At 40.7% G+C, this 20,531-nt stretch carries 24 protein-coding genes and 1 pseudogene; 11 read left to right on the top strand and 14 right to left on the bottom strand.

The annotated features are described in order from the left end of the window. Position 1: 1 nt before the first annotated feature. The 4 genes from nuoN to FTT84_RS05270 all read left to right on the top strand — a co-directional run bounded on the left by nuoN (position 2) and on the right by FTT84_RS05270 (position 3,536). Entirely contained in the window at positions 2-1,546 is a 1,545-nt protein-coding gene (gene nuoN, locus FTT84_RS05255; RefSeq protein ID WP_067764668.1) for an NADH-quinone oxidoreductase subunit NuoN, read from the top strand. 126 nt (positions 1,547-1,672) lie between these two features. Beyond that, complete coding sequence (gene upp, locus FTT84_RS05260; RefSeq protein WP_067764665.1) at positions 1,673-2,308, top strand: uracil phosphoribosyltransferase; 636 nt, start codon at positions 1,673-1,675, stop codon at positions 2,306-2,308. Positions 2,309-2,391: 83 nt separating this feature from the next. Then, positions 2,392-2,685, top strand: coding sequence for a cold-shock protein (locus tag FTT84_RS05265; RefSeq protein WP_180080218.1), 294 nt, complete (start codon positions 2,392-2,394; stop codon positions 2,683-2,685). A gap of 98 nt (positions 2,686-2,783) precedes the next feature. Continuing rightward, complete coding sequence (locus FTT84_RS05270) at positions 2,784-3,536, top strand: cold shock domain-containing protein (protein ID WP_180080221.1); 753 nt, start codon at positions 2,784-2,786, stop codon at positions 3,534-3,536. A 24-nt stretch (positions 3,537-3,560) separates the two neighbouring features. Here FTT84_RS05270 and gigC read toward each other — a convergent pair whose 3' ends face one another. Next, a complete protein-coding gene (gene gigC / locus FTT84_RS05275) occupies positions 3,561-4,439 on the bottom strand; it encodes a LysR family transcriptional regulator GigC (RefSeq protein WP_180080224.1) in 879 nt (292 codons plus the stop codon). Positions 4,440-4,524: 85 nt separating this feature from the next. Between gigC and FTT84_RS05280 the strand changes: the two genes are divergently transcribed. Then, entirely contained in the window at positions 4,525-5,286 is a 762-nt protein-coding gene (locus FTT84_RS05280; RefSeq protein WP_180080227.1) for a ferredoxin--NADP reductase, read from the top strand. A gap of 93 nt (positions 5,287-5,379) precedes the next feature. Here FTT84_RS05280 and FTT84_RS05285 read toward each other — a convergent pair whose 3' ends face one another. The 5 genes from FTT84_RS05285 to FTT84_RS05305 form a co-directional block, all read right to left on the bottom strand. After that, positions 5,380-6,105, bottom strand: coding sequence for an amino acid ABC transporter ATP-binding protein (locus tag FTT84_RS05285; protein ID WP_171256689.1), 726 nt, complete (start codon positions 6,103-6,105; stop codon positions 5,380-5,382). 14 nt (positions 6,106-6,119) lie between these two features. Beyond that, positions 6,120-6,803, bottom strand: coding sequence for an ABC transporter permease subunit (locus tag FTT84_RS05290; protein ID WP_067764640.1), 684 nt, complete (start codon positions 6,801-6,803; stop codon positions 6,120-6,122). Next, positions 6,803-7,546: an amino acid ABC transporter permease gene (locus tag FTT84_RS05295; protein ID WP_067764637.1), complete on the bottom strand. Its 744-nt coding sequence runs from the start codon at positions 7,544-7,546 to the stop codon at positions 6,803-6,805. Before FTT84_RS05295 ends, FTT84_RS05290 begins: the two co-directional genes overlap by 1 nt. Before the next feature lie 70 nt (positions 7,547-7,616). Next, positions 7,617-8,564: a transporter substrate-binding domain-containing protein gene (locus tag FTT84_RS05300; RefSeq protein WP_180056660.1), complete on the bottom strand. Its 948-nt coding sequence runs from the start codon at positions 8,562-8,564 to the stop codon at positions 7,617-7,619. A 336-nt stretch (positions 8,565-8,900) separates the two neighbouring features. Further along, positions 8,901-9,323 (bottom strand): hypothetical protein, encoded by a 423-nt coding sequence (locus FTT84_RS05305; protein WP_067764633.1) that lies wholly within the window; start codon positions 9,321-9,323, stop codon positions 8,901-8,903. A gap of 227 nt (positions 9,324-9,550) precedes the next feature. On the opposite strand from FTT84_RS05305, the gene FTT84_RS05310 reads away from it, so the two are divergent. The 4 genes from FTT84_RS05310 to FTT84_RS05325 all read left to right on the top strand — a co-directional run bounded on the left by FTT84_RS05310 (position 9,551) and on the right by FTT84_RS05325 (position 12,394). After that, entirely contained in the window at positions 9,551-9,829 is a 279-nt protein-coding gene (locus tag FTT84_RS05310; RefSeq protein ID WP_067764631.1) for a hypothetical protein, read from the top strand. A 239-nt stretch (positions 9,830-10,068) separates the two neighbouring features. Next, entirely contained in the window at positions 10,069-11,847 is a 1,779-nt protein-coding gene (locus FTT84_RS05315) for a mechanosensitive ion channel (protein ID WP_180080230.1), read from the top strand. Positions 11,848-11,914: 67 nt separating this feature from the next. Then, the gene (locus FTT84_RS05320) at positions 11,915-12,100 is read left to right on the top strand and encodes a hypothetical protein (protein WP_218949649.1); all 186 of its coding nucleotides are present in this window, start codon (positions 11,915-11,917) and stop codon (positions 12,098-12,100) included. A 132-nt stretch (positions 12,101-12,232) separates the two neighbouring features. Beyond that, the gene (locus FTT84_RS05325) at positions 12,233-12,394 is read left to right on the top strand and encodes a hypothetical protein (protein ID WP_155857605.1); all 162 of its coding nucleotides are present in this window, start codon (positions 12,233-12,235) and stop codon (positions 12,392-12,394) included. 62 nt (positions 12,395-12,456) lie between these two features. On the opposite strand, the gene FTT84_RS05330 is transcribed toward FTT84_RS05325, so the two are convergent. The 5 genes from FTT84_RS05330 to FTT84_RS05350 form a co-directional block, all read right to left on the bottom strand. Then, the gene (locus tag FTT84_RS05330) at positions 12,457-13,656 is read right to left on the bottom strand and encodes an NAD(P)/FAD-dependent oxidoreductase (protein ID WP_180080233.1); all 1,200 of its coding nucleotides are present in this window, start codon (positions 13,654-13,656) and stop codon (positions 12,457-12,459) included. Between the two features lie 51 nt (positions 13,657-13,707). Further along, on the bottom strand, positions 13,708-14,580 hold the full coding sequence (locus FTT84_RS05335; RefSeq protein ID WP_180080236.1) for a 1-aminocyclopropane-1-carboxylate deaminase/D-cysteine desulfhydrase: 873 nt from the start codon (positions 14,578-14,580) through the stop codon (positions 13,708-13,710). Positions 14,581-14,808: 228 nt separating this feature from the next. Beyond that, positions 14,809-15,939, bottom strand: coding sequence for an HlyD family secretion protein (locus FTT84_RS05340; RefSeq protein ID WP_067765030.1), 1,131 nt, complete (start codon positions 15,937-15,939; stop codon positions 14,809-14,811). Positions 15,940-15,998: 59 nt separating this feature from the next. After that, positions 15,999-17,645 (bottom strand): MFS transporter, encoded by a 1,647-nt coding sequence (locus FTT84_RS05345; protein WP_180080238.1) that lies wholly within the window; start codon positions 17,643-17,645, stop codon positions 15,999-16,001. A 5-nt stretch (positions 17,646-17,650) separates the two neighbouring features. Next, positions 17,651-18,199 (bottom strand): TetR/AcrR family transcriptional regulator, encoded by a 549-nt coding sequence (locus FTT84_RS05350; protein ID WP_067764613.1) that lies wholly within the window; start codon positions 18,197-18,199, stop codon positions 17,651-17,653. A gap of 311 nt (positions 18,200-18,510) precedes the next feature. Here FTT84_RS05350 and FTT84_RS05355 point away from each other — a divergent pair, with 311 nt between their 5' ends. Beyond that, on the top strand, positions 18,511-18,714 hold the full coding sequence (locus FTT84_RS05355) for an NF038215 family lipoprotein (protein ID WP_180080241.1): 204 nt from the start codon (positions 18,511-18,513) through the stop codon (positions 18,712-18,714). A 233-nt stretch (positions 18,715-18,947) separates the two neighbouring features. Here FTT84_RS05355 and FTT84_RS05360 read toward each other — a convergent pair whose 3' ends face one another. Continuing rightward, positions 18,948-19,403: a DIP1984 family protein gene (locus FTT84_RS05360; protein WP_180080244.1), complete on the bottom strand. Its 456-nt coding sequence runs from the start codon at positions 19,401-19,403 to the stop codon at positions 18,948-18,950. 173 nt (positions 19,404-19,576) lie between these two features. Between FTT84_RS05360 and FTT84_RS05365 the strand changes: the two genes are divergently transcribed. Beyond that, complete coding sequence (locus tag FTT84_RS05365; protein WP_180080246.1) at positions 19,577-20,200, top strand: LysE family translocator; 624 nt, start codon at positions 19,577-19,579, stop codon at positions 20,198-20,200. A gap of 7 nt (positions 20,201-20,207) precedes the next feature. On the opposite strand, the gene FTT84_RS05370 is transcribed toward FTT84_RS05365, so the two are convergent. Continuing rightward, a complete protein-coding gene (locus FTT84_RS05370) occupies positions 20,208-20,435 on the bottom strand; it encodes a hypothetical protein (RefSeq protein ID WP_180080249.1) in 228 nt (75 codons plus the stop codon). Beyond that, a pseudogene (locus FTT84_RS05375) lies at positions 20,435-20,531 on the bottom strand (IS1 family transposase); the annotation flags it as partial. The gene FTT84_RS05370 and the pseudogene FTT84_RS05375, both read right to left, overlap by 1 nt.

The following is a 20,531-nucleotide window of genomic DNA, read 5'->3' on the forward strand; positions in this document are numbered from 1 at the left end:
CATGGACTTCACAATGTCATTTTCTGAGCTTATGCCATTAGCTCCTGTGATGATCGTGGCTTTAACTGCGATCGTCGTGATGTTGCTAATTGCAATCAAGCGTAACCACAATTTAGTTGCAACGACTTCCGTTATCGGTCTGAACCTTGCAGCCTTTTACATTATTTTTGTTCTGGTTGCAGGGCAGTATGCACCTGCAAACGTAATGAACTTATTCATTGTAGATCCGTTTACGATGTTGTATCAGTTTGTGATTTTAGTTGCAGCACTTGCTTGCTGTACTTTGTCACATGCTTATATTGAAAAGTATGAAGACAACCGTGAAGAACTATACATCTTGATGTTATGTTCAGTGACTGGTGCGATGTTGATGGTGGCAAGTTCACACTATGCATCATTCTTCATCAGCCTTGAGTTAATGTCGATTCCTGTATACGGCCTATTGGCATATACACATCAACGTTCTCAATCACTTGAAGCGGGCGTTAAATACCTAGTACTTTCAGCAACTGCATCTGCAATGCTGTTAATGGGTATGGCATATGTTTATGCCTACACAGGTACAATGTCATTCGTTGCTGAACCAGGTAAAATGTTTACCAACTTCAGCCAACCTGGCGTGGTATTAGGTCTTGCATTAATCGTATTTGCTGTTGCATTCAAATTGTCTCTTGCGCCATTCCATAAATGGACTCCAGACGTGTATGCAGGTGCGCCAGCGCCAGTCGCAACATTCCTTGCAACTGTTGCTAAAGTGGCAATGATCGGTCTATTCGTTCGTTACTTCTTGGCTTCTGGCTTAATCCTTTCAGACAGCTTCATCACAATCGTAACGATCATTGCAGTATTGTCTATCCTTGCGGGTAACTTACTTGCAGTGCGTCAAGTGAACTTGAAACGTATCCTTGCATACTCTTCAATTGCTCACTTCGGTTACTTACTTGTGGCGATTATCAGTGCTCGTAATACTGACTTTGTTCAAGTACAAGGCTTTGCGACATTCAGCAGCGTAAACGTATATGTTATTACTTATGTATTAACCACAATCGGTGCGTTCGGTGTCGTGACATTAATGTCTAGCCCTTACAACAACAAAGATGAAGCAGGTAGCCTTGCTGAGTATCGTGGTTTGTTCTGGCGTCGTCCAGTATTGACTGCAACACTGACTGTAATGATGTTGTCTCTTGCAGGTATTCCTTTAACTGCTGGCTTCATTGGTAAGTTCCTTGTCATCAAAACAGCGGTAGCTGGTGGTTCATGGTTCTTAGCGGCAATGGTAATCCTTGGTTCTGGTATTGGTTTGTACTACTACCTACGTGTAATGGTTGTAATGTACATGACACCACCAGAAAACCCACGTATCGATGCTGTCGATCATTGGGGCCAAAAAGTGGGTGGTATCATGGTGCTTGGTGCAGCTGCATTAGTATTGTTGATCGGTGTATATCCAGATCCAATTATTGCAGTATCTCAAGTGGCATATTTTGCAATCTCACCTGAGCTTCAACAGTTCATCATGAGCTTGATTCAAAGCGGTTTTAACTAATGAATTAAGCAATTAATTCAGTTATTACAAAAAAGCCTCCAGCAATGGGGGTTTTTTTATTTTTAACATTTGTTAAATAGCTTTATAATAGATGAAATTTTATCTTAACCTTTTAGGTGTTCTCCCGTGGCTATCCATGAAATCCGTCATCCGTTAATCCGACATAAACTCGGCTTACTTCGTCGTGCAGACATTAGTACTAAAAACTTCCGTGAGCTTGCTCAAGAAGTCACCATGCTTTTGACTTACGAAGCAACTAAAGATTTACCTATGGTTGATCATGAAATTGATGGCTGGAATGGTAAAGTAACTGTAGACCGTATTGCGGGCAAAAAAATAACAGTTGTGCCAATTCTACGTGCTGGTATTGGTATGTTAGATGGTTTTCTTAACCTTATTCCTAGTGCAAAAGTATCAGTATTAGGTTTAGAGCGTGATGAAGAAACTTTGGAAGCACGTACCTACTATAAAAAATTAGTACCAGACGTTCAAAACCGTTTAGCCATGATTATCGATCCAATGCTAGCAACGGGTTCTTCTTTAGTTGCTGCAATTGATGTTCTAAAAGCAAGTGGTTGTAAAGATATCCGTGTGATGGTTCTTGTTGCTGCACCAGAAGGTATTAAACGTGTAGAAGAGGCGCATCCAGACGTTACCATCTTTACTGCATCCGTTGACCACGGCTTAAATGAAAATGGTTACATCGTTCCTGGTTTAGGCGATGCTGGTGATAAAATTTTCGGTTCAGTTCAGAAAGATTAATTTTAAACTGAAATCAAAAAGAGGCTTTAATAGCCTCTTTTTTATATAATGTAGCAATCATATTTAGATATTAGGCTAAGCGCATGAAGTCAGAGTTATATCAAGGAAAAATTAAACAGTACAATTCTGAAAAAGGGTACGGTTTTATTGCTTCAGCAGAAGGGGAAGTGTTCTTTCATATTTCCGATTTTCCTGGGGCGGAAGGTGAACCAAAGCGTAACGAACGTGTTCAATTTAATGTCATTGAAAATGGTGACCGTTACAAAGCGATTAATATTGAACGTGCTGAAGATAAATCTACACGTGCTAAAAAATCAAAAATTGTAGCGAACAACACATCTATTACTTCTGCTTTACTGAGTAATCTCCGCAAGTAAGCTTTTGTGAACTTTGCGTTCAGCTTAAATAGATAAAAAAGAGGCGGCTTCGCCTCTTTTTTATTAATATATAATCATTATAAAAATTGGATAGCCATATGTTTTTAGAGGGGAAAATCAAAAGCTATAATGCTGATCGTGGCTTTGGCTTTATTCAACAAAACGAACAAGTGAAAGATTTGTTTTTCCACGTAACGGACATACCAAGCCGCCATATTGAATTAAAGCTCGGTGAAAAAGTGAAATACCTTATTTCTGAAGATCAAGGCAATTTTAAAGCAGTCAATATAGTTCGTTTGGATTTAAAGCAACAACAAGCTACAGAACAAAATTTGCAATCAACAATTGTAGAAGATCATTCACGTGAGCCTATTTCAGCCTCACCGCGTTATGAAGTTGCTTCAGTAAGTCCACTGAGTAAAATCATCAGATTAGTGGGAGTGATTGTTATAGTTGTGCTCGTTGTAATGGTTTATGGCAAATATCAAAGCTATAAAGAACAAAAGCAATTACACGCACAGCAATTGATGCAGCAACAACAGCAGATTGTAGAAGAACAGCGTAAAGCGCAGGGCGATTTACCCGACCAAGTACTGAGTGAGCAAGGTCTGCATAATTTGCATGGAACAGGCAAGAGTGAATTACGTCGTGATGTGGTAGATGTCACACCTAAATCGACTCAAGCAGTACAACAAGCAGCGCCAGCCAAGTTCAGTTGTGACGGACGTACACATTGCAGTCAGATGCGTTCATACGAAGAAGCAGTGTTCTTTAATAATAATTGTCCAAATACGAAAATGGACGGCAATAATGATGGCGAACCATGTGAACGCCAATTTAAAAATAGATAAAAAAAGCGCCTTAAGGCGCTTTTTTTATTTTTCACAGAATTGCATAAAGGCTTTTAGTCCAGGCCCTTGATACTTTTGACGATGCACAAGCATAAACAGGGGACGTGCCAGCTGCCAGAATGGCGTGTTTAGCACAACCAATTGACCTTTTTCGCGTAAAGGTTCAATTGCAAGTTTAGAAATGCACGACATACCAAGACCGCCTGCGACAATTTTTAAAATCGCCTCGTTATGACCTAGGGTCAGACGAATATTGGCATCTGGTAAATCTTTTAAGATTGCATTGTCAAAGACTTCACGAGTACCTGAACCTTCTTCACGTAAGATCCATTCAACATGATTAAAGTCATCTGAGGTTAAAGCACGATCCAGTTTTGCTAATGGATGTTCAGGTGAACAACAGACAGCAAGTTCATCATCACGCCAGTGAATGCATTGAAGCTGTGGCAGATGGCATGAACCTTCAATTAATGCCAAATCCAATTGAAATTGATTCACCGCTTCAATCATTTGGCGTGTATTACCCACTTGAAGCTGTAAATGTGCTTGCGGCTGAATTTGTAAGAAATTCGCCATCAAGTCTGGCATTAGGTAGTCACTAATGGTTAAGGTCGCACCTAGACGTAAATCAATACTTTGCAATTCACCTTTGGCTGCTTGTTCGAATGCTTCACAGCGTCCAAGAATTTCTAAAGCTTGAGGGAGCAAGAATCGACCCAAGTCATTCAATTGTAGGCGTTTACCCAGACGGTCAAACAGCGGAGCACCTAGACCATCTTCGAGGTCGGCCAAAGCCATACTTGCTGCACTTTGAGTAAGTTTGACAGCATCACTAGCTTTAGTAACGGTACCTTCTTGAGCGACTGCTACAAAAACAGCCAACTGGCGTAAAGTCATGCGCATGAATTGGACCTTAACATTTAAAAAATATTAATAAATTATACTGTCATGCTAACATGAGCATAGTCTGTCACGCCACGTTCAAATCATGTCAATTGAAAAATTTAGCTTAGAAAAGGTTTTATCTGTACACCGTTGGACCAATACTTTGTTCAGTTTTACCATGACGCGTCCCGCACATTTTAAATTTACTGCTGGGCAGTTTGCACGAATTGGGTTAAAAGTTGGCGATGAATTGGTGGTTCGGGCTTATTCGGTGGTGTCATCTCCGTTTGATGAGACTTTAGAATTCTTTTCGATTGTGGTGCCAGATGGTGCATTTACTTCGAACTTACAACATTTACAAGTTGGCGACGAATTGTATTTGGAAAAGATTCCTTATGGTTTCTTAACATTGGCACGTTATCAGCTGCCATTGCCAAAGGACTTGTGGTTATTAGGTACAGGAACTGGACTTGCTCCATTTTTATCGATGTTGCAGGACTTTGAAACTTGGTCAAAATACGAAAAGATCAATTTGGTTTACAGTGTACGTACTGAATCAGAATTGGCTTATGTCGAGCGAATTCAAGAAATTGCCGAAACTTTTGGTGAAGGGCATAAGGGATTTAAATTTATTCCAATTATTACACGTGATCCAAATGCCGCTTTGCATGACCGTTTGCCGGTGCTCATTGAAAATGGTGAATTAGAAAAAGCTGCTGGGCTAGAATTTAATATTGATACGACTCATGTCATGCTCTGTGGTAATCCACAAATGGTGGATGACACCAAAGCCGCACTCAAAGCACGTGGGCTAACCATGAACCGCCGCGGTGAGGGGAATATTGCAGTAGAAAACTACTGGTAAATTTGCTGCATTTTTTATCACTGTTCTATATAAAAAAGCTCATCCTTAGATGAGCTTTTTTGTTACGTAGTATGACGCGAACATCGCTGTAACTTAATGCAAAATTTTATTCAGGAATTGCTGTGCACGTTCACCACGAGGTGTATTAAAGAACTCGTCTTTGGTACAGTCTTCTACAATTTTTCCTTGATCCATAAAGATTACACGATCCGCTACCTGACGGGCAAAACCCATTTCATGCGTCACACACATCATGGTCATACCTTCTTTGGCTAAACCAACCATTACATCCAATACCTCATTAATCATCTCAGGATCGAGCGCAGAGGTTGGTTCATCAAAGAGCATGGCAATCGGGTCCATACTTAGTGCGCGAGCAATGGCGACACGTTGTTGCTGACCACCTGAAAGCTGAGCAGGGTATTTGTTGGCGTGTGCACTGAGTCCAACACGTTCCAAATACGCTAAACCTTTTTGTTTGGCTTCTGCTTCTGAGCGTCCTAATACTTTGACTTGGGCAATGGTTAAGTTTTCAGTAATACTCAAATGGGGGAATAATTCAAAGTGCTGAAACACCATGCCGACGCGGCTACGTAATTTATTTAAATCGGTCTTTGCATCATTTATGGAAATGCCATCCACTAGTATTTGACCGGATTGGAAGGGTTCTAGTCCATTCACGGTTTTAATTAACGTTGATTTACCTGAGCCGGAAGGTCCACAAACCACAACCACTTCGCCTTGTTTAATTTGCGTGGTGCAATCGGTCAATACTTGAAAATCTTTATACCATTTACTGACATTTTGGAGGTCGATCATTGTTTTTGCATCGGTCATACACTTAACCTCCGTTGTAATTTTTTAACTGCATAAGTCGCAATCATACTGATGGTGAAATACACCAGTCCTGCAAAAATAATATATTGCGTGAGTAATGACATTAAGTCACCGCGGACATAGTTGGTGCGGAAAAAGTCGAGTAATCCAATGGCATACACCATGGTTGAATCTTGAAAGAGGATGATGGTTTGCTGTAACAGCAATGGAGTCATTTTGCGAAAGGCTTGCGGCAAAATAATCAGGCGCATGGACTGGCTATAGCTCATGCCAAGGGCATAGGCCGCAGAGGTTTGACCTTTTGGAATTGATTGAATCCCAGCACGGACAATTTCAGAGAAATATGCGGCCTCAAATAGCATAAATGCCACAATACTGGAAACCAATGCGGTATCAATCGTTAGGTAATTGCCGGTAATCCCTGTATAGATAAATGGTACGGCAAAATAGAACCACATCAATACCAACAGTAAAGGGATTGAGCGAAATAAGTTAACGTAGCCTTTGGCAAAGATGTTGAACACTTTAATTGATGATAAGCGCATTAAAGCTAACAGTGTGCCAATCAAAACTCCACCAATTGTGGCAGAAATAACCACTTTCAGAGTAATACTTAAACCATGCCAAAGTGCAGGGCCAGACAATTGCAAGTCTTGTATAAAAGAAGTAAGCCAATCCATTATTTATCTCCTGCAATTAGGCCAGGAACACGTAAGCGTTTTTCCAGCAAGTTCATGAAACCAATCAAACAGATATTGATTACGATGAAAATAATGGTGACATAGGTATAAATTTCGATGGTGTTTTGCGTGTATTCACTAATTGTTTTCATCTGCGAAATAATTTCTGCAACACCCACTAAAGATGCAACAGAGGTATTTTTAACGCAGTTGGTTAACTCAGAGCTGAGCGGTGGCAAAATCGTGCGAAAAGATTGCGGTAAAATAACGTAGCGGTAAAGCTGTGTCGTACTAAAACCCATGGCATAACCCGCATTGGTTTGACCGCGTGGAATTGCTTCAATCCCTGTACGCACCTGTTCACAGACTCGTGCTGCAGTAAATAAACCTAAGCCGACACTGGCTGAGATTAGTGCGGTAGTATTTGCACCAAGATCATTCATCCACCAGTTTTTGATGGGTGTCGGTAGAAAATTTGGAACCACGTAGAACCAAATAAATAACTGAATTAATAATGGTACATTACGGAAAATAGTCACATAAGCAGTACCAATGCCTCGCGCCACAGGGCTAGGTAAGGTACGCATAATGCCGAGGATACTGCCGAGTATCATTGCGATTGTCCATGCCACTAAGGCAATGACAAACAACCATCCCAAACCAATTAAAATCCAGCCAATGTAGGTGGAATCACCGACGCCAGTTGACTGGAAAAGCACACCCCAATTCCAACTATAATTCATAGACCCCCCTGAATTGAGCCTAAGCCAAACTCCTTTTGGCTTAAGCTATATTTTGAAAGTTAAGGGTTAATTATTCGTCACGGTCATGCGGATTGCTGATCAGTGCTTTTAATTGGTCTGACATTTCAAAGTTTAAGTTAATATTTTTTGGTGGAATTGGTGACTGGAACCATTTTTTATACATTTCGTTGATTGCACCAGAGCTATATGTTGCTTTGATTGCATCGTCTACCACTTGTTTGAAGCCTGCATCACCTTTACGCATCATACAGCCATAAATTTCATGAATTGGCGCTGTGCCCACAATTTCCCATTTGTTTGGATCTTTGGCTTTAGATTTTTCACCTGCAAGCAAAATATCATCCATCATAAATGCTGCTGCACGACCATTTTGTAGCATTAAGAATGATTCGGCATGGTCTTTAGCGGAGATAACTTCACCAATACCCAGCTCTTTTTCATGTTGGCGGATATAACGTTCAGATGTCGTGCCAGCCGTAGTTACTAATTTTTTACCTTTTAGGTCGGCAAAATCTTTAATGCCAGAGTCTTTTGCGGTGAGGAGACGAGAGCCGACTTCAAAGAAACCTGTAGAAAATGCAACTTGCTGTTGGCGTTCTTTATTGTTGGTTGTCGATCCACATTCAAGATCGACTGTACCATTCGACACCAAAGGAATACGATTTTGGCTGGTTACGAGGTTATAGCGTACTTTTAAGTCAGGCAAGTTGAGTTGCTTTTTGACCGCTTCAACCACTTTAAGTTGAAGGTCATGTGCATAACCGACAGGTTGATTTGGGTTATCTGAAATATAGGAAAACGGAATAGACGAGTCGCGATATCCCAATACAATTGTGCCGGATTTTTTGATTTTATCTAAAGTACCAGAGTCTGAAACTGCAGCTTCGCTTCCAGCCGCTTTGTCTGTTGCAGGTGCTTTGTTATCGCTACAGGCAGTGATACCTAAAGTTAGCGCACTTGCACAGAATAAAGTTGCTAAATGTTTTTTTGACGTCATTGTTAAAACTCCTTGTACCCTGATTTAATATCCACTTTTTATGATCTTATTAATCTTTTGATTTTATTGCGTTGTTTTTAAGAATGCTGCCACAATAAAAACAGATCATTTTCTACATCTTAGGGGATAAATTGAGCATGGCTCAAGCATTATGTATTACTGAATTGTTACCAATTCAATTTACCCCTTATGCGGCTGAGTGGGCTATATTTAATTTATAAGCGGTTGAAAATTTATAGTAAATATTTCTTTATCAAAAAATATTGTTTAATTATTTAGCAATAAAAAAACCTCCAAGTGGAGGTTTTAGCATTCGACTTTAGTTGAATATCCAAATTAATGCACAAACATGTCCATAAATTCACGGATTTCTTGTATAGCTGTATCTACATCTGAGGTTAGCCAAGTAGGTTCAAATAAGCCAGCATAGTGTTCAAGACGATCTTGGGGTACAACCAAACGAATAGGACATTCTTCTTCAAGTAAACGCCATGGAATAATCGGAACTTCATTATCTAAAAATGCGGCAATATTCCGAATATCAATGACCATAGCATTGATGCATTCAGGAAATGGCATAACAGAAAGCTCTTCCGTACGGCGACGGAAATACTCTAAATCTCCCCATTTCAGTACATAACTTGGCTTACTAAATTCAATAATGCCAATAAGATGCTGATCACGAGTGTAATGAAGGGAACATTGATGAGTGACGTCAGTGTCAAGATCAAGCGTTACACCTTGTTGATGGTACGCCATAGATTTGATAACAGGTGAAAATAAGGTGCATGATTATAGCTCATTTGAATCGGCAAAGGCAGCGATTTAGTCGAATGCCATGTTGGGGCATATTTTAATCATGAGTTATGAGCTTAATTACAGTCCAAGTTACATGTTTTCACTTAATGCAAATGTTCTTCACACAATCGGTTAAAAAGTCTTGATAGTATAAAAAATCAACAAAGGACAAAAATAGTGAGGCGAACATGACACATGACTTTAATAAACCGCCCCATACCACCAGTTCAGAAGAAAACACTCAAAAAAAACGTATTCCAGTGTACATGCTGATTTTAGTGGGTATCTTTTTAATTGCATTACTGTTTTATATGTTTGCAGACATGAAGCCATCGGCTTCGGATGCACCGCCGAATCATCCAGCGCCAAATGCACAAACAGCCACTGCAAATGATACGACATCTGGTGCACCAGGGGATGAAGCGGTTGCCAATGACTCAAATACCGCAACTGCAACTGATCATTAACAACGGTATTTGTAACAAAAGAAAGCTCTAGTTTTATCTAGGGCTTTTTTGCATTCAATTGTGAGCATTTGTTGGAGTTGTGCATACAAGTGTTGAATAAAAAACAAGCAAAACCTAAGGTGGAAAAGTAGATTGATCTTTTCATACAGATCAAATTCTTGCGATTTGAGACAACAATGATTAATCGCAAATAACACGTATATAACAACACACGACGTAATAACAATGAGGGCGAAAGAATGAATGATTTTACCGGTCATGGTCGTTTTAATGCCATGTATTATTGGGAGCAGTTTCATCCCATACTCAGTGCAGTGGCAATTTTGCTGGTTGGTTGGATTATTGCGTTACTGGTTGCAGCAGGGGTGAAAAAAGTCCTGCAAAAACTGGGAACCAATCAAAAGCTTTCGAGTGCAACGGGTCACCGCTCCAATATTGAAAATATCGTCTCCAGAGTGGTGTTCTGGATTATTTTGGTCATCGCCGTCATAGGTGCACTAAATGTGTTGAATCTGACCAGTGTCAGCGGCCCATTTAGTAATATGATTCAACAATTCTTACTGTTCATTCCTCAATTACTCGCAGCAGTTGCCGTAGGTTTTATTGGCTGGATTGTGGCCAACTTGGTCAAAGTCGGTTCACAGAAACTACTGAACAAAACACAATTGGATGAAAAGCTCAGTGCGGATGTCGGCGTGAGTCCAATCAGTCAAAATATCAGCGAAATAATCTACTGGCTCATCTTATTGTTATTCCTCCCGATTGTACTTTCGATACTCGGACTGAATGGCTTACTGTTCCCAATTCAAAATATGGTGACAGAAGTTGTTTCATACTTACCGAATATCTTCATTGCGGGCGTGATTGTCTTCATTGGCTATATCTTGGCGAAGATTGTACGTGGCATCGTTGAAGGTTTGATTAATAGTTTGAGTTTGCAACAACAGGCCGAAAAAATTGGCATGTTTAAAAGCGCCAATCTTGCGCAAGTGTTAGGTAACTTTGTTTTTGCCATCATTATTATTACGGCATTAATCGTTGCATTCGAAGCCCTTGGTATACAGGCAATTTCACAGCCTGCAACAGCGATGCTGCATGAAATCATGTTCGCTATTCCAAACATTATTGCAGCGGGCTTAATTTTAATTTTGGCTTATGTGGTTTCACGTTTTGTTGCGCGTTTGGTGGTAGACGTGATCGCAGGTACAGGTGTGGATAATGTTCCTGCAAAACTAGATGTGCAGCGCTTTCTCGGTACAACCAAGTTATCCGATATTGTTGGCTATCTGATTGTATTTTTTACCATGTTGTTTGCGGTATCCGAAGCGGCAAACCGTTTAGGCTTTGAGCAAATTAGTGGCTTGATTGCTATGTTTATCCAGTTTGGTGCCAGTATTTTGTTAGGAGCAGTCATATTGGTGATCGGTTTCTGGCTGGCAAATATTGTGGCGAACGTGGTGCAACGTGGCGAATACAACAGTTCACGTTGGTTAGGTAATCTTGTCCGTGTCCTTATCATGGGCTTAGTGGTTGCCATGGGTTTACGTGCCATGGGTATTGCCGATTCGATCGTGAATTTAGCCTTCGGTTTAACCCTTGGGGCAGTCGCAGTAGCATTTGCCTTGGCCTTTGGTTTAGGTGGTCGAAACCCAGCAGAACGCTTACTTTCAGACTTAATGGATAAAGCGAAACGTGAAGCCAATGAGCCAAATCCGGTTCAAGCGCAAGCAAAGGCAAAAACGACATTTAATTCATCTGTGGCCCCATCATCCACTGCTCAAGCAGCACCTTCAGCAGCAACTGTGGGCACACAGGAGGTGAATCAAAATGATGGATATCCAAATATTCAACATGCAGCACCAGGTGTTAGTGAAAAAGAAACGGCAACACCTGATCAGTTGGATGTAAATCCTGTGCAAAAACCACAAAACAATCCATTTGGTTCTACTGGTGAAGCCGAGAAGGATGTCGATGTGCAAGCGCCATCAACTCCTCCAAAACCGGATGACCCAAATTAACCTGTTTATTTCATATAAAATCGGCCACGCTTTTGTGGTCGATTTTGATTTAAGAAAGGACATGATTATGGCGAAAGCTCCAAATAAATTCTTAGCCCCAGTGATCATTGCAGGCATAACAGTTGGATTCTTGGCAAGTGCTCGACGCTTTATTTTTGCCAAGCCAAAACGCACCAATACCGCGCAAACAGAGAATAAGACTGCACCATCAGATAAAAGTGTTAGTCATCACTTGAAAGATGATGAAAAATAATGGTTGAAAATTGTTCATAATTTGGTATTTTTAGTAATAGTGATATATGGAATATTACTTAAAATATAAAAGCTTAGGATTCATAAGGTTGTCATATATAGCTTTTATGCTTAGCGCAAAGGAATGAAAAAAATGGGGGTATTTTCGATGTTTAATCAAATTATTTTAACTTTTAAAAACAGTGTACATTCACAACCACAACACATTTCAGAAGCAGTGGAAAAAATGGATGAGACGATTGAACGTCTATCTTCAAGTTCAGTTTCATTGTTTAAAACTGATTATTTGGAATAAACCATTTCGGTTGATTTCATAACAAAAGGGCTGAATAATTCAGCCCTTTTTATATTTCAAATTTATACATATTCCGAAGCGGCATGTGCCGATGCCCAGGCCCACTGGAAGTTGAAACCACCTAAATGTCCGGTCACATCTAAAACCTCACCAATAAAGTACAGGCCTTTTTGCTTTTTACTTTCCATGGTTTTTGATGAAACTTCAGTTGTATCGACACCACCTAATGTCACTTCCGCCGTACGATACCCTTCAGTGCCCGAAGGTTTTACTTCAAAGTTTTCTAAACGACCAGCAATATATTCAAGCTTTTCGTCACTGATATTACCAATCGCAAGTTCAGCTTGTTCTGCCCAAATCAGGTTTTGTAATTCAACTACCACGCTTTTTGGTAAATGTTCATTGAATAAGGTGCGTAATAACACTTTGGGTTGACTGATTTTTTTAGCCTTCAAAAATGCCAATACATCGAGGGCAGGGAGGAAGTTAATATTGAAGCGCTGGCCGACATCCCAATAATTTGACAATTGCAATGAACTTGGGCCACTTAAACCACGATGGGTAAACAGCAAGGCCTCAGTAAAACTGTTTAATTCATTTGATAGCGTCGCTTCAACCGCATTACCACTGAGGCGTGTGGTCACTTCTTTGAAACCATCGGAGAAGGTAAACGGTACAAGACCAGCACGTGTTGGATAAACCGAATGGCCAAATTGTTTGGCAATTTCATAGCCAATGCCTGAACCACCTAGGGTTGGAATAGATAAACCACCACTTGCGATCACCACAGATTCAGCTTCAAAATAACCCAGTGTGGTTGCGACCTGAAAGCCATGATCTTCAATGGCATTGACAGTTTTCACTTCACAACTGGTTTTAATGTCGACCAAGCCTGTTTTGTCACATTCTGCCAATAGCATGGCTAAAATTTCTTTTGCACCATTTTGGGTAAACAGCTGACCGTGTTTGCGCTCTTCATACTCAATCCCGTACTCGCAGACCATGCCAATGAAGTCCCAATTGGTGTAGCGCGACAAAGCAGAAATCACAAAATGTGGATTATGCGAAATATAGTTTTCAGGTTCGACATAGAGGTTGGTGAAGTTACATTTACCACCACCCGACATCAAAATTTTCTTACCGACTTTATTGGCTTTCTCTACCACTAAAACTCTGCGGCCACGTTGCGCTGCTTTATATGCCGTCATTAAACCGGATGCACCTGCACCTAAGATGAGGACATCATATTGATTTTGGGACATGGCATATTCCTGCGTGGGAGAAAGGACGCAGGATTATACTCTTTTCCACGTTTAGGTTGAACCTTTCAATTTTCCCTGTAATCCACCGCTATGTATGACCAACAATTTTTGTTGTGGTTGGATTCGACCTTGATCAATCATGTCGAAGATGCCCATGAGCATTTTTCCGGTATAAATCTGTTCTAAGGGAATATTGTATTGCTGCTCAAAATGCTGAATAAAATCTAAAAGTGCCGCATTGGTTTTGGCATAACCTCCACAGCAATAGTCATCAATAATGTTCCAGTTGGTTTTTGAAGTGAGCTGAGCTACGTCACGCTGTAGAAAATCGCCTTTCAATGCAGAAAACCCTAAAACATGTTGATGTTTAGCACTGGATTCAATTAAGCCTGTAATGGTGCCACCTGTGCCGACAGCGCAGCAAATCAAATCATAATCGGTTAAATCTGAAGCCGTTAAAATTTCTTGGCAACCTTGTATTGCAAGTGCATTGGTGCCGCCTTCAGGAATTAGATAATGCGCAGGGTAATCTTGTTGTAATTGGGTTAAAAATGCCGAATTGGTTTTTTCTCGATAGGCCTGGCGTGAGACAAATTGCAATTGCATACCAAAGTGCTGTGCCGTTGCTAAGGTGGGATTTAAAGGCTGGTTAGCTAATTCTTCGCCACGAATAATGCCCATGCTGTCAAAACCACACTGATGGGCTGCAAAGGCAGTTGCAGCAATATGATTGGAATAAGCGCCACCAAAGGTTAAGATTTTGCTCAAGCCCAATTCTTGCGCTTCAATAAAATTATATTTCAGCTTGAAAAATTTGTTGCCTGAGATCTGTGGATGAACTAAGTCTAGGCGTTTAATCTGAATGACCACGCCACCATAAACAATCGTATCTGTTGGAATGGCTTGGGCAATAGATTCAAACATTGAAATGACAATCCCTTAACTTGTTAATAAAAGCAAATGTGGTGTGAAAAGCGATTATAGCGTGCTCTAGCCTCATATAAGTTACCAAAACATAGAGCTTGTCAGAAACTGCATACAATCAGGCTATAAATAAAATCGCAAAGTTTTACATCAGTTTTAAATACAATGAAATCATATTTACTTGTTTATCCGCTTCCAATTTGAGCCAACATTTTTAAATTTCTTTGTTTAATTGGCGACATCGACCGAAGTGACGACCGACATGCCGGGTCTTAAATTTTCTAGGCCGGCTTGGTTGGGATCAATTGCAATTTTGACTGCAATGCGTTGCACCACTTTCGTGAAGTTGCCTGTGGCATTATCCGCTTTTAATACACTAAATTCTGAGCCAGCAGCAGGGGAGATTTGCTCAACTTTGCCGTAAAATTTCTGATGTTTCATACCATCTACGGTGAACCATGCTTTTTGTCCAATACGCATATCCGCAATTTGGGTTTCTTTAAAATTGGCAGTCACCCAGCGTTGTTGTGGAATTAAATACATTAATTGTGAACCCGCAGCAACATATTGGCCAATCCGTGGACTCACTTCACCCAGTTGTCCATCCATCGGCGCCACAATAATGCTGTAATCTTTCGTGGTGACGGCTTGATCAAACTGCGATTTAGCACTATTTACTTGCGCTTTAAGTCCTGTTGCTGCGACTTGTGCCGTTTTTAGAGCTTGATTTGCAACGAGTACATTGGCTTGAGCTTGATGTAATAAGGCTAAGCTGTTTTTTGCATCGGCAGCAGCTTTGTCTTGTTCTGTTTTAGAAGCTGCACCGCTGTTACCGAGTTGTTGGTATCGGTTCATCTGTGCAACAGCAAGCTCATAGGCTGCCTGAGCTTGATCTACTTTGGCTTCTGCTGCACTCACATCTGCTTTACGTTGTTCAATCGCTTGGCTTTGATTGGCCAAAGAGTTTTCAGCTTGTTCAACGCCTGATTCTGCTTGCGTTACTTTTTGATCATATGTGGTGGCATCAATATGCATTAAGGCTTGACCTTTTTTGACATGATCGAAGTCTGTCACTAATACATCTTTAACATAGCCATTAATCTGAGACGACAGCACGGTGGTTTTACCTTTCACATAGCTATTTTCAGTCGATTGAATGTTGCTGTGAAATGGCCCGAGCTTCCATGCCCAAAGTATCAGCGCAATACCAATCAAAAGCACAATTAACATTAAAATTAAGGTACGTTTACCTGTTGAAATCAATTTACTTGATGGTGCTGGTGTCGGCACAGTATTTTCAGGATTTACCGCAGCATTTTTGACTTCATTCATATCGGGTGTTTGCTGTTGTTCGCTCATGTTGTTCTCAATATTTTCAAATTTCTTCATTTATGTAATGGTTAATATTTCATTTCTAGCTAACTGCTATTGCTCAATTGTCGTCGTGTTTTATATTTATTGATCGCAATGACAAATAATCCCCAAAACAGTAGTAAGACAGCAAAAATACCATTTAAAAAGATCACATCGTTATAAGCGCGAACTTGTGCTTCACGGCCTATGCTTTGATTTAAAGTACGCATGGCTTGCTGATGATCAAGAGTAGGATCGAGTGAATACTGATGTGCACTTTGCGTGAGCACTTGTATACGTTGATCCACCTGTGGCGTAGTTTGAGATAAATCATTGTAAATTTGCGCTTGATAGGTTTGGGTACGCATTTGTTGATAGGTAGAAAAGAACGATGAACCAACCAATCCGCCAAAGGTTTGTGTTGCGGAGAACAACACAATAAACGTGACCATATGTGATGGCCCTTTTTGTAAGGCACTAATAATACCGGTTAGCAACAATGGCCCAATAAACATACCACTAGCAAAGCCGACTAAAAACTGACTGCGATAAAAGTCATGTGGACGTACATCACTCGTAAGGTGATAGTCCAAAGCACAAGCACATAGAACAAGAATGACGGCACCGAGCAGATGAAAAACCATTTTTTCTTTGGAAAAAGTCAGGGCGCTGAATACCGTGCCTGAAACAATCCCGACTAACACCACCACATAAAATGAGACAAACTGATCTGGCCCCATACCCATAGTTTTCAGAAAATTCACCGCAGCATAGCTTTGTTCGGACATTAAAAAGCGAATGGCAAATGCCCCGATAATAAACCGCACAGTGGAGGAAGTACCAAGCCAACGGGTCACAATCAGCGGGTTAACGCGAAAATGTTCATAGGTCAAACCGACGACAATCAGAATAAACGCAGCAATGAGCAAGTAAGCTAGCCAGTCAGCCTCAAACCACCACTGAATAGGCCCTTGAGTCAGCACAATACATAGCAAAGCGAAACCGGTAGCCAGTAACGCAAAAGTAAATAAATCTTGATATTCGAACACTGCAATTCTGAGGCTGCGGGGTAGTTTGAGTGACACCACCATTGCGAGGCAGCACAGTGCTAAGCCGAGTTCAAAAGTATAGAAAGTGTGCCAGTCGTTCACATCGACCAGATACGGTGACATGATCCATGCTAACGGAATACCGAGCTGTTGAAAGCCCAGTGCCATATAAATGGCACGACCAAAATGCGCCCGCCGAAATGCTTGCATTATGTAATACATACCCAGCGAACTTAGCGGAGCAGCCAATAAGCCACTAATAACACGAGCAAAAATCGCCATTTCATAGGTATGTACAAACAGATGTAGCAGCATCACGCCAATAAACAGCACCAAGCCGATTTCTGAAAAAAGCCGGAGGCCGTATTGCTGCCGTGCTTTAAATAAAATCAGGTTGGAACTGACATTGGCCATGACATAAGCCGCAGGAATCCATGCGGCTTCGGCAGGTGTGAGGCCATATTCACCTTGTAAAAGTGGTAAATTTGCGGTGATGAAACCATTACTTAAGCTACCGGATATAGCAACAAACAACCCAATAAAAAAATATAAATATCGCTTGTAGGTCGGATGAGCAATCGCTGCAGGGGAGCCGGGCAGCGTTGGTTTTTCCTCCGCTGTCCAGTCGGGTGCAGGTTCAAGTAAACGTGGTTGGTCTGCCATAAGTATTATCCACAAATACCATGGAGTAAAAATTCAACCGCACGTTTGGCCAGTTTCTCTTGATCTGCTTCGGTATGGCCTTGTAAAGCGGATCTTAAGATGGACGTCACCATGGAATAGTCTGCAGTTTTGAAGTCAGTGCGGCAGGTACCATTGGCAATCGACTGATCAATCAGTGGCTGCAATATCGCATCGCGTCGCTGGTAGATCTCGATCATCACAGGATCTGCTCGGTCGATGACCCGCCAATACTCCATGAGCGCTGTGAGATAGGGGATATTATAAATATGGTCTTGTATCAGCCGAATAAAGCCATCTTCAAATTGGGCATAATTGTTGGCTCTCGCTTCCAGGCGGTTTAGTGCATCTTCCATTAAGGCCAGTACCAAGTCGCGACGATCATTAAAGTTACGGTAGAAGGTTGCACGTCCAACGTTGGCTTGATCCATGATTAATTGCAAGGGCGCATTAATGCCATGTATGCGAAATACATGAATCGCAGCATTCAGCAGCTCTTCGCGATTTTGGGCAGCGAGTTGTTGGCGTGTAGACATTATCTTTTGCATTATCGTTTGATATTTATACGCACATTAAACGGACAAAAGTGTCCGAAGTAAAATGAATTTAGATTGCAGTTTTGTAAATAAAAAAACTAAAGCTCAGGTCTAATGCGTGTTTGGGTTAACAATCTTTTATTAAATGAATGACTTAATTTGCTTTAACCAATCAGCTGTATGGATTATTTAATCGTCATTTTTGCTGACAATTCAATAGCTTCATGCCATTAAAAAAATGATGAAAAGATATACAAAAGTGCTATGCTCAAATCAGAACGATGATAAATATAACAATGGAGGGTTGGGAAATGAGCAAATTATCCCTGATGGTCGTGCCCCTAGTATTGCTTGGCAGTGTATCTTTGGTGGGGTGTGATACCACTGATGAACTGCATCGCCCGAAAACAGATAATCGTGCCATGATTATTGGCGGCGTACCTGTGTATGAGCAAGACTATAAAATACCTAAAGAAGATGTCGCTTTAAATGAAGCTGCGGCTTCGGATGATTAAGATATCTACGCAATTAAAAGTATGAGAAAAGGTGGACATACTGTCAGTACATGGTAGTGAGACGTGACGGGTAAAGTGTCACAGATGCAGTGTGCTACGTCAGACCAGTAAAGTTTTGAAGTAGACGTCTTACTTCTGCATAGATGTTTGTTGTATTAAAGCCTTACAAACATAAAAAAAGGCTCTGTACTCGCCCAGTATGTCCGAACTGGTATGAACCGAAGTTCAAATCTTTAAATCAGGTCAATTTGCCAATTAGAGGCCTGAATTTCTAAATTATTTTGTCGTAATTGTTGGCTCAGACCATCCGCTTGCTTTTGTAAGTCAGCCACAGCAATGGTTTTTAACCAACGAATTTCACTTGAGCTATAACGACCATTTTCACGACGAGAGCTGTCGATGGCTTGCTGCAATATCCGATGTTGTTGGGTCAATAAATCCCGTTCATTTAGTACAGTAAGCATCGAACGACCTGTACTGGTTTTTGCCTGTGCATTGGTGGCATGAATTTTTTCAATCAGACGATGCAACTCAGTATTGACTGCAAATGCTTCCTGAATTAATGCATTTGGATCTTCACTCGGCACATCTCCTTCTTGTATAAGCACGTTGTTATTGATGCGTTGTTGTAGTGAGGCAAGCTTGGTTTGTAGATCACTACGTAAGAGTAAGGCTTCAGCTAATTTCATCTTCAGTCTTTTATTATCTGTACTTTCATTGATCATGCTTGGGTTTCATCGGTCATTCAATACTTTTTTAGTGAAAAATTTGGTCAATTGAATGATTCCTTGCAAATTATAGGGAGAAATTCAGAGTTTCTCTCGGTAAAATTGCCTCGAAATTATATGTAAGCGGTGTCACTGTGGAATCATTTTGGATATTGGGCTCAATTGCGGCTGCGTTGATGTTAGGTGCAATGAGCCCTGGGCCTACGTCAATATATGTGGCGAAAAATTCAATTGCGATTTCACGAAAACATGGCTTGTTTACTGCGCTAGGCACTGGAACAGGTGCGGCAATTTTTGGTTTACTTGCGGTTTTGGGTTTACAAGCATTTTTATTGGCTGTGCCATCTGCATATCTAGCTTTGAAAATCTGTGGTGGTATTTATTTACTTTGGATGGCATTTAAAATTATAAAACATGCCAAAGAGCCTATTGAAGCAGGCGATTCCAGTAGTTCGCAAATGTCATTGCGTCGTGCGTTTACCACAGGTCTCATTACGCAATTATCTAATCCTAAAATTGCGATTGTTCTTGCCAGTATTTTTACAGCATTACTTCCAAAAGAAATTCCAACTTATTTTTATTTTGTACTGCCGATTCTTTGCTTCTTTATTGATGCAGGGTGGTGCTCTTTGGTTGCTGTGGCGTTGTCGGCAGAAAAACCACGTAAGGTGTATTTGAAGTTTAAAGCTGGTTTTGATCGGGCGGCTGGGGCGGTCATGACGGTGCTAGGTTTAAAGCTAATTTTTGGGATGAAATAAGTAGATATTAATGTGATTTGGCTTTAGCCCGCTTTAATGGGCGTTGAGCTGTAAAATGACTGGGAATCAATAGACGATAATTCAATAAAATCGTAGCACATGCAAACACCACTATAAGTAAATTTAAATTAGGTGTCATGGCTGCATAAGTAAGTGCACTTATGCCGATGCCTGCACAAATGGTATGAGCGAAGTATCTTTTCATTTGGTGGTGTTTCAAAAAGTATGCTGGCATTAAACGAATCCATTATTGATATAAAAGAACACTAAATCAAAGGCTTTGAAATGATTTTCAAGCTTTTTGGAGAAGTTGCAGCTTCTCCTAAAGCCT

Origin of the sequence: Acinetobacter sp. YH01019 (genome assembly GCF_013420285.1) — a bacterium.
Lineage (GTDB): Bacteria > Pseudomonadota > Gammaproteobacteria > Pseudomonadales > Moraxellaceae > Acinetobacter > Acinetobacter gandensis.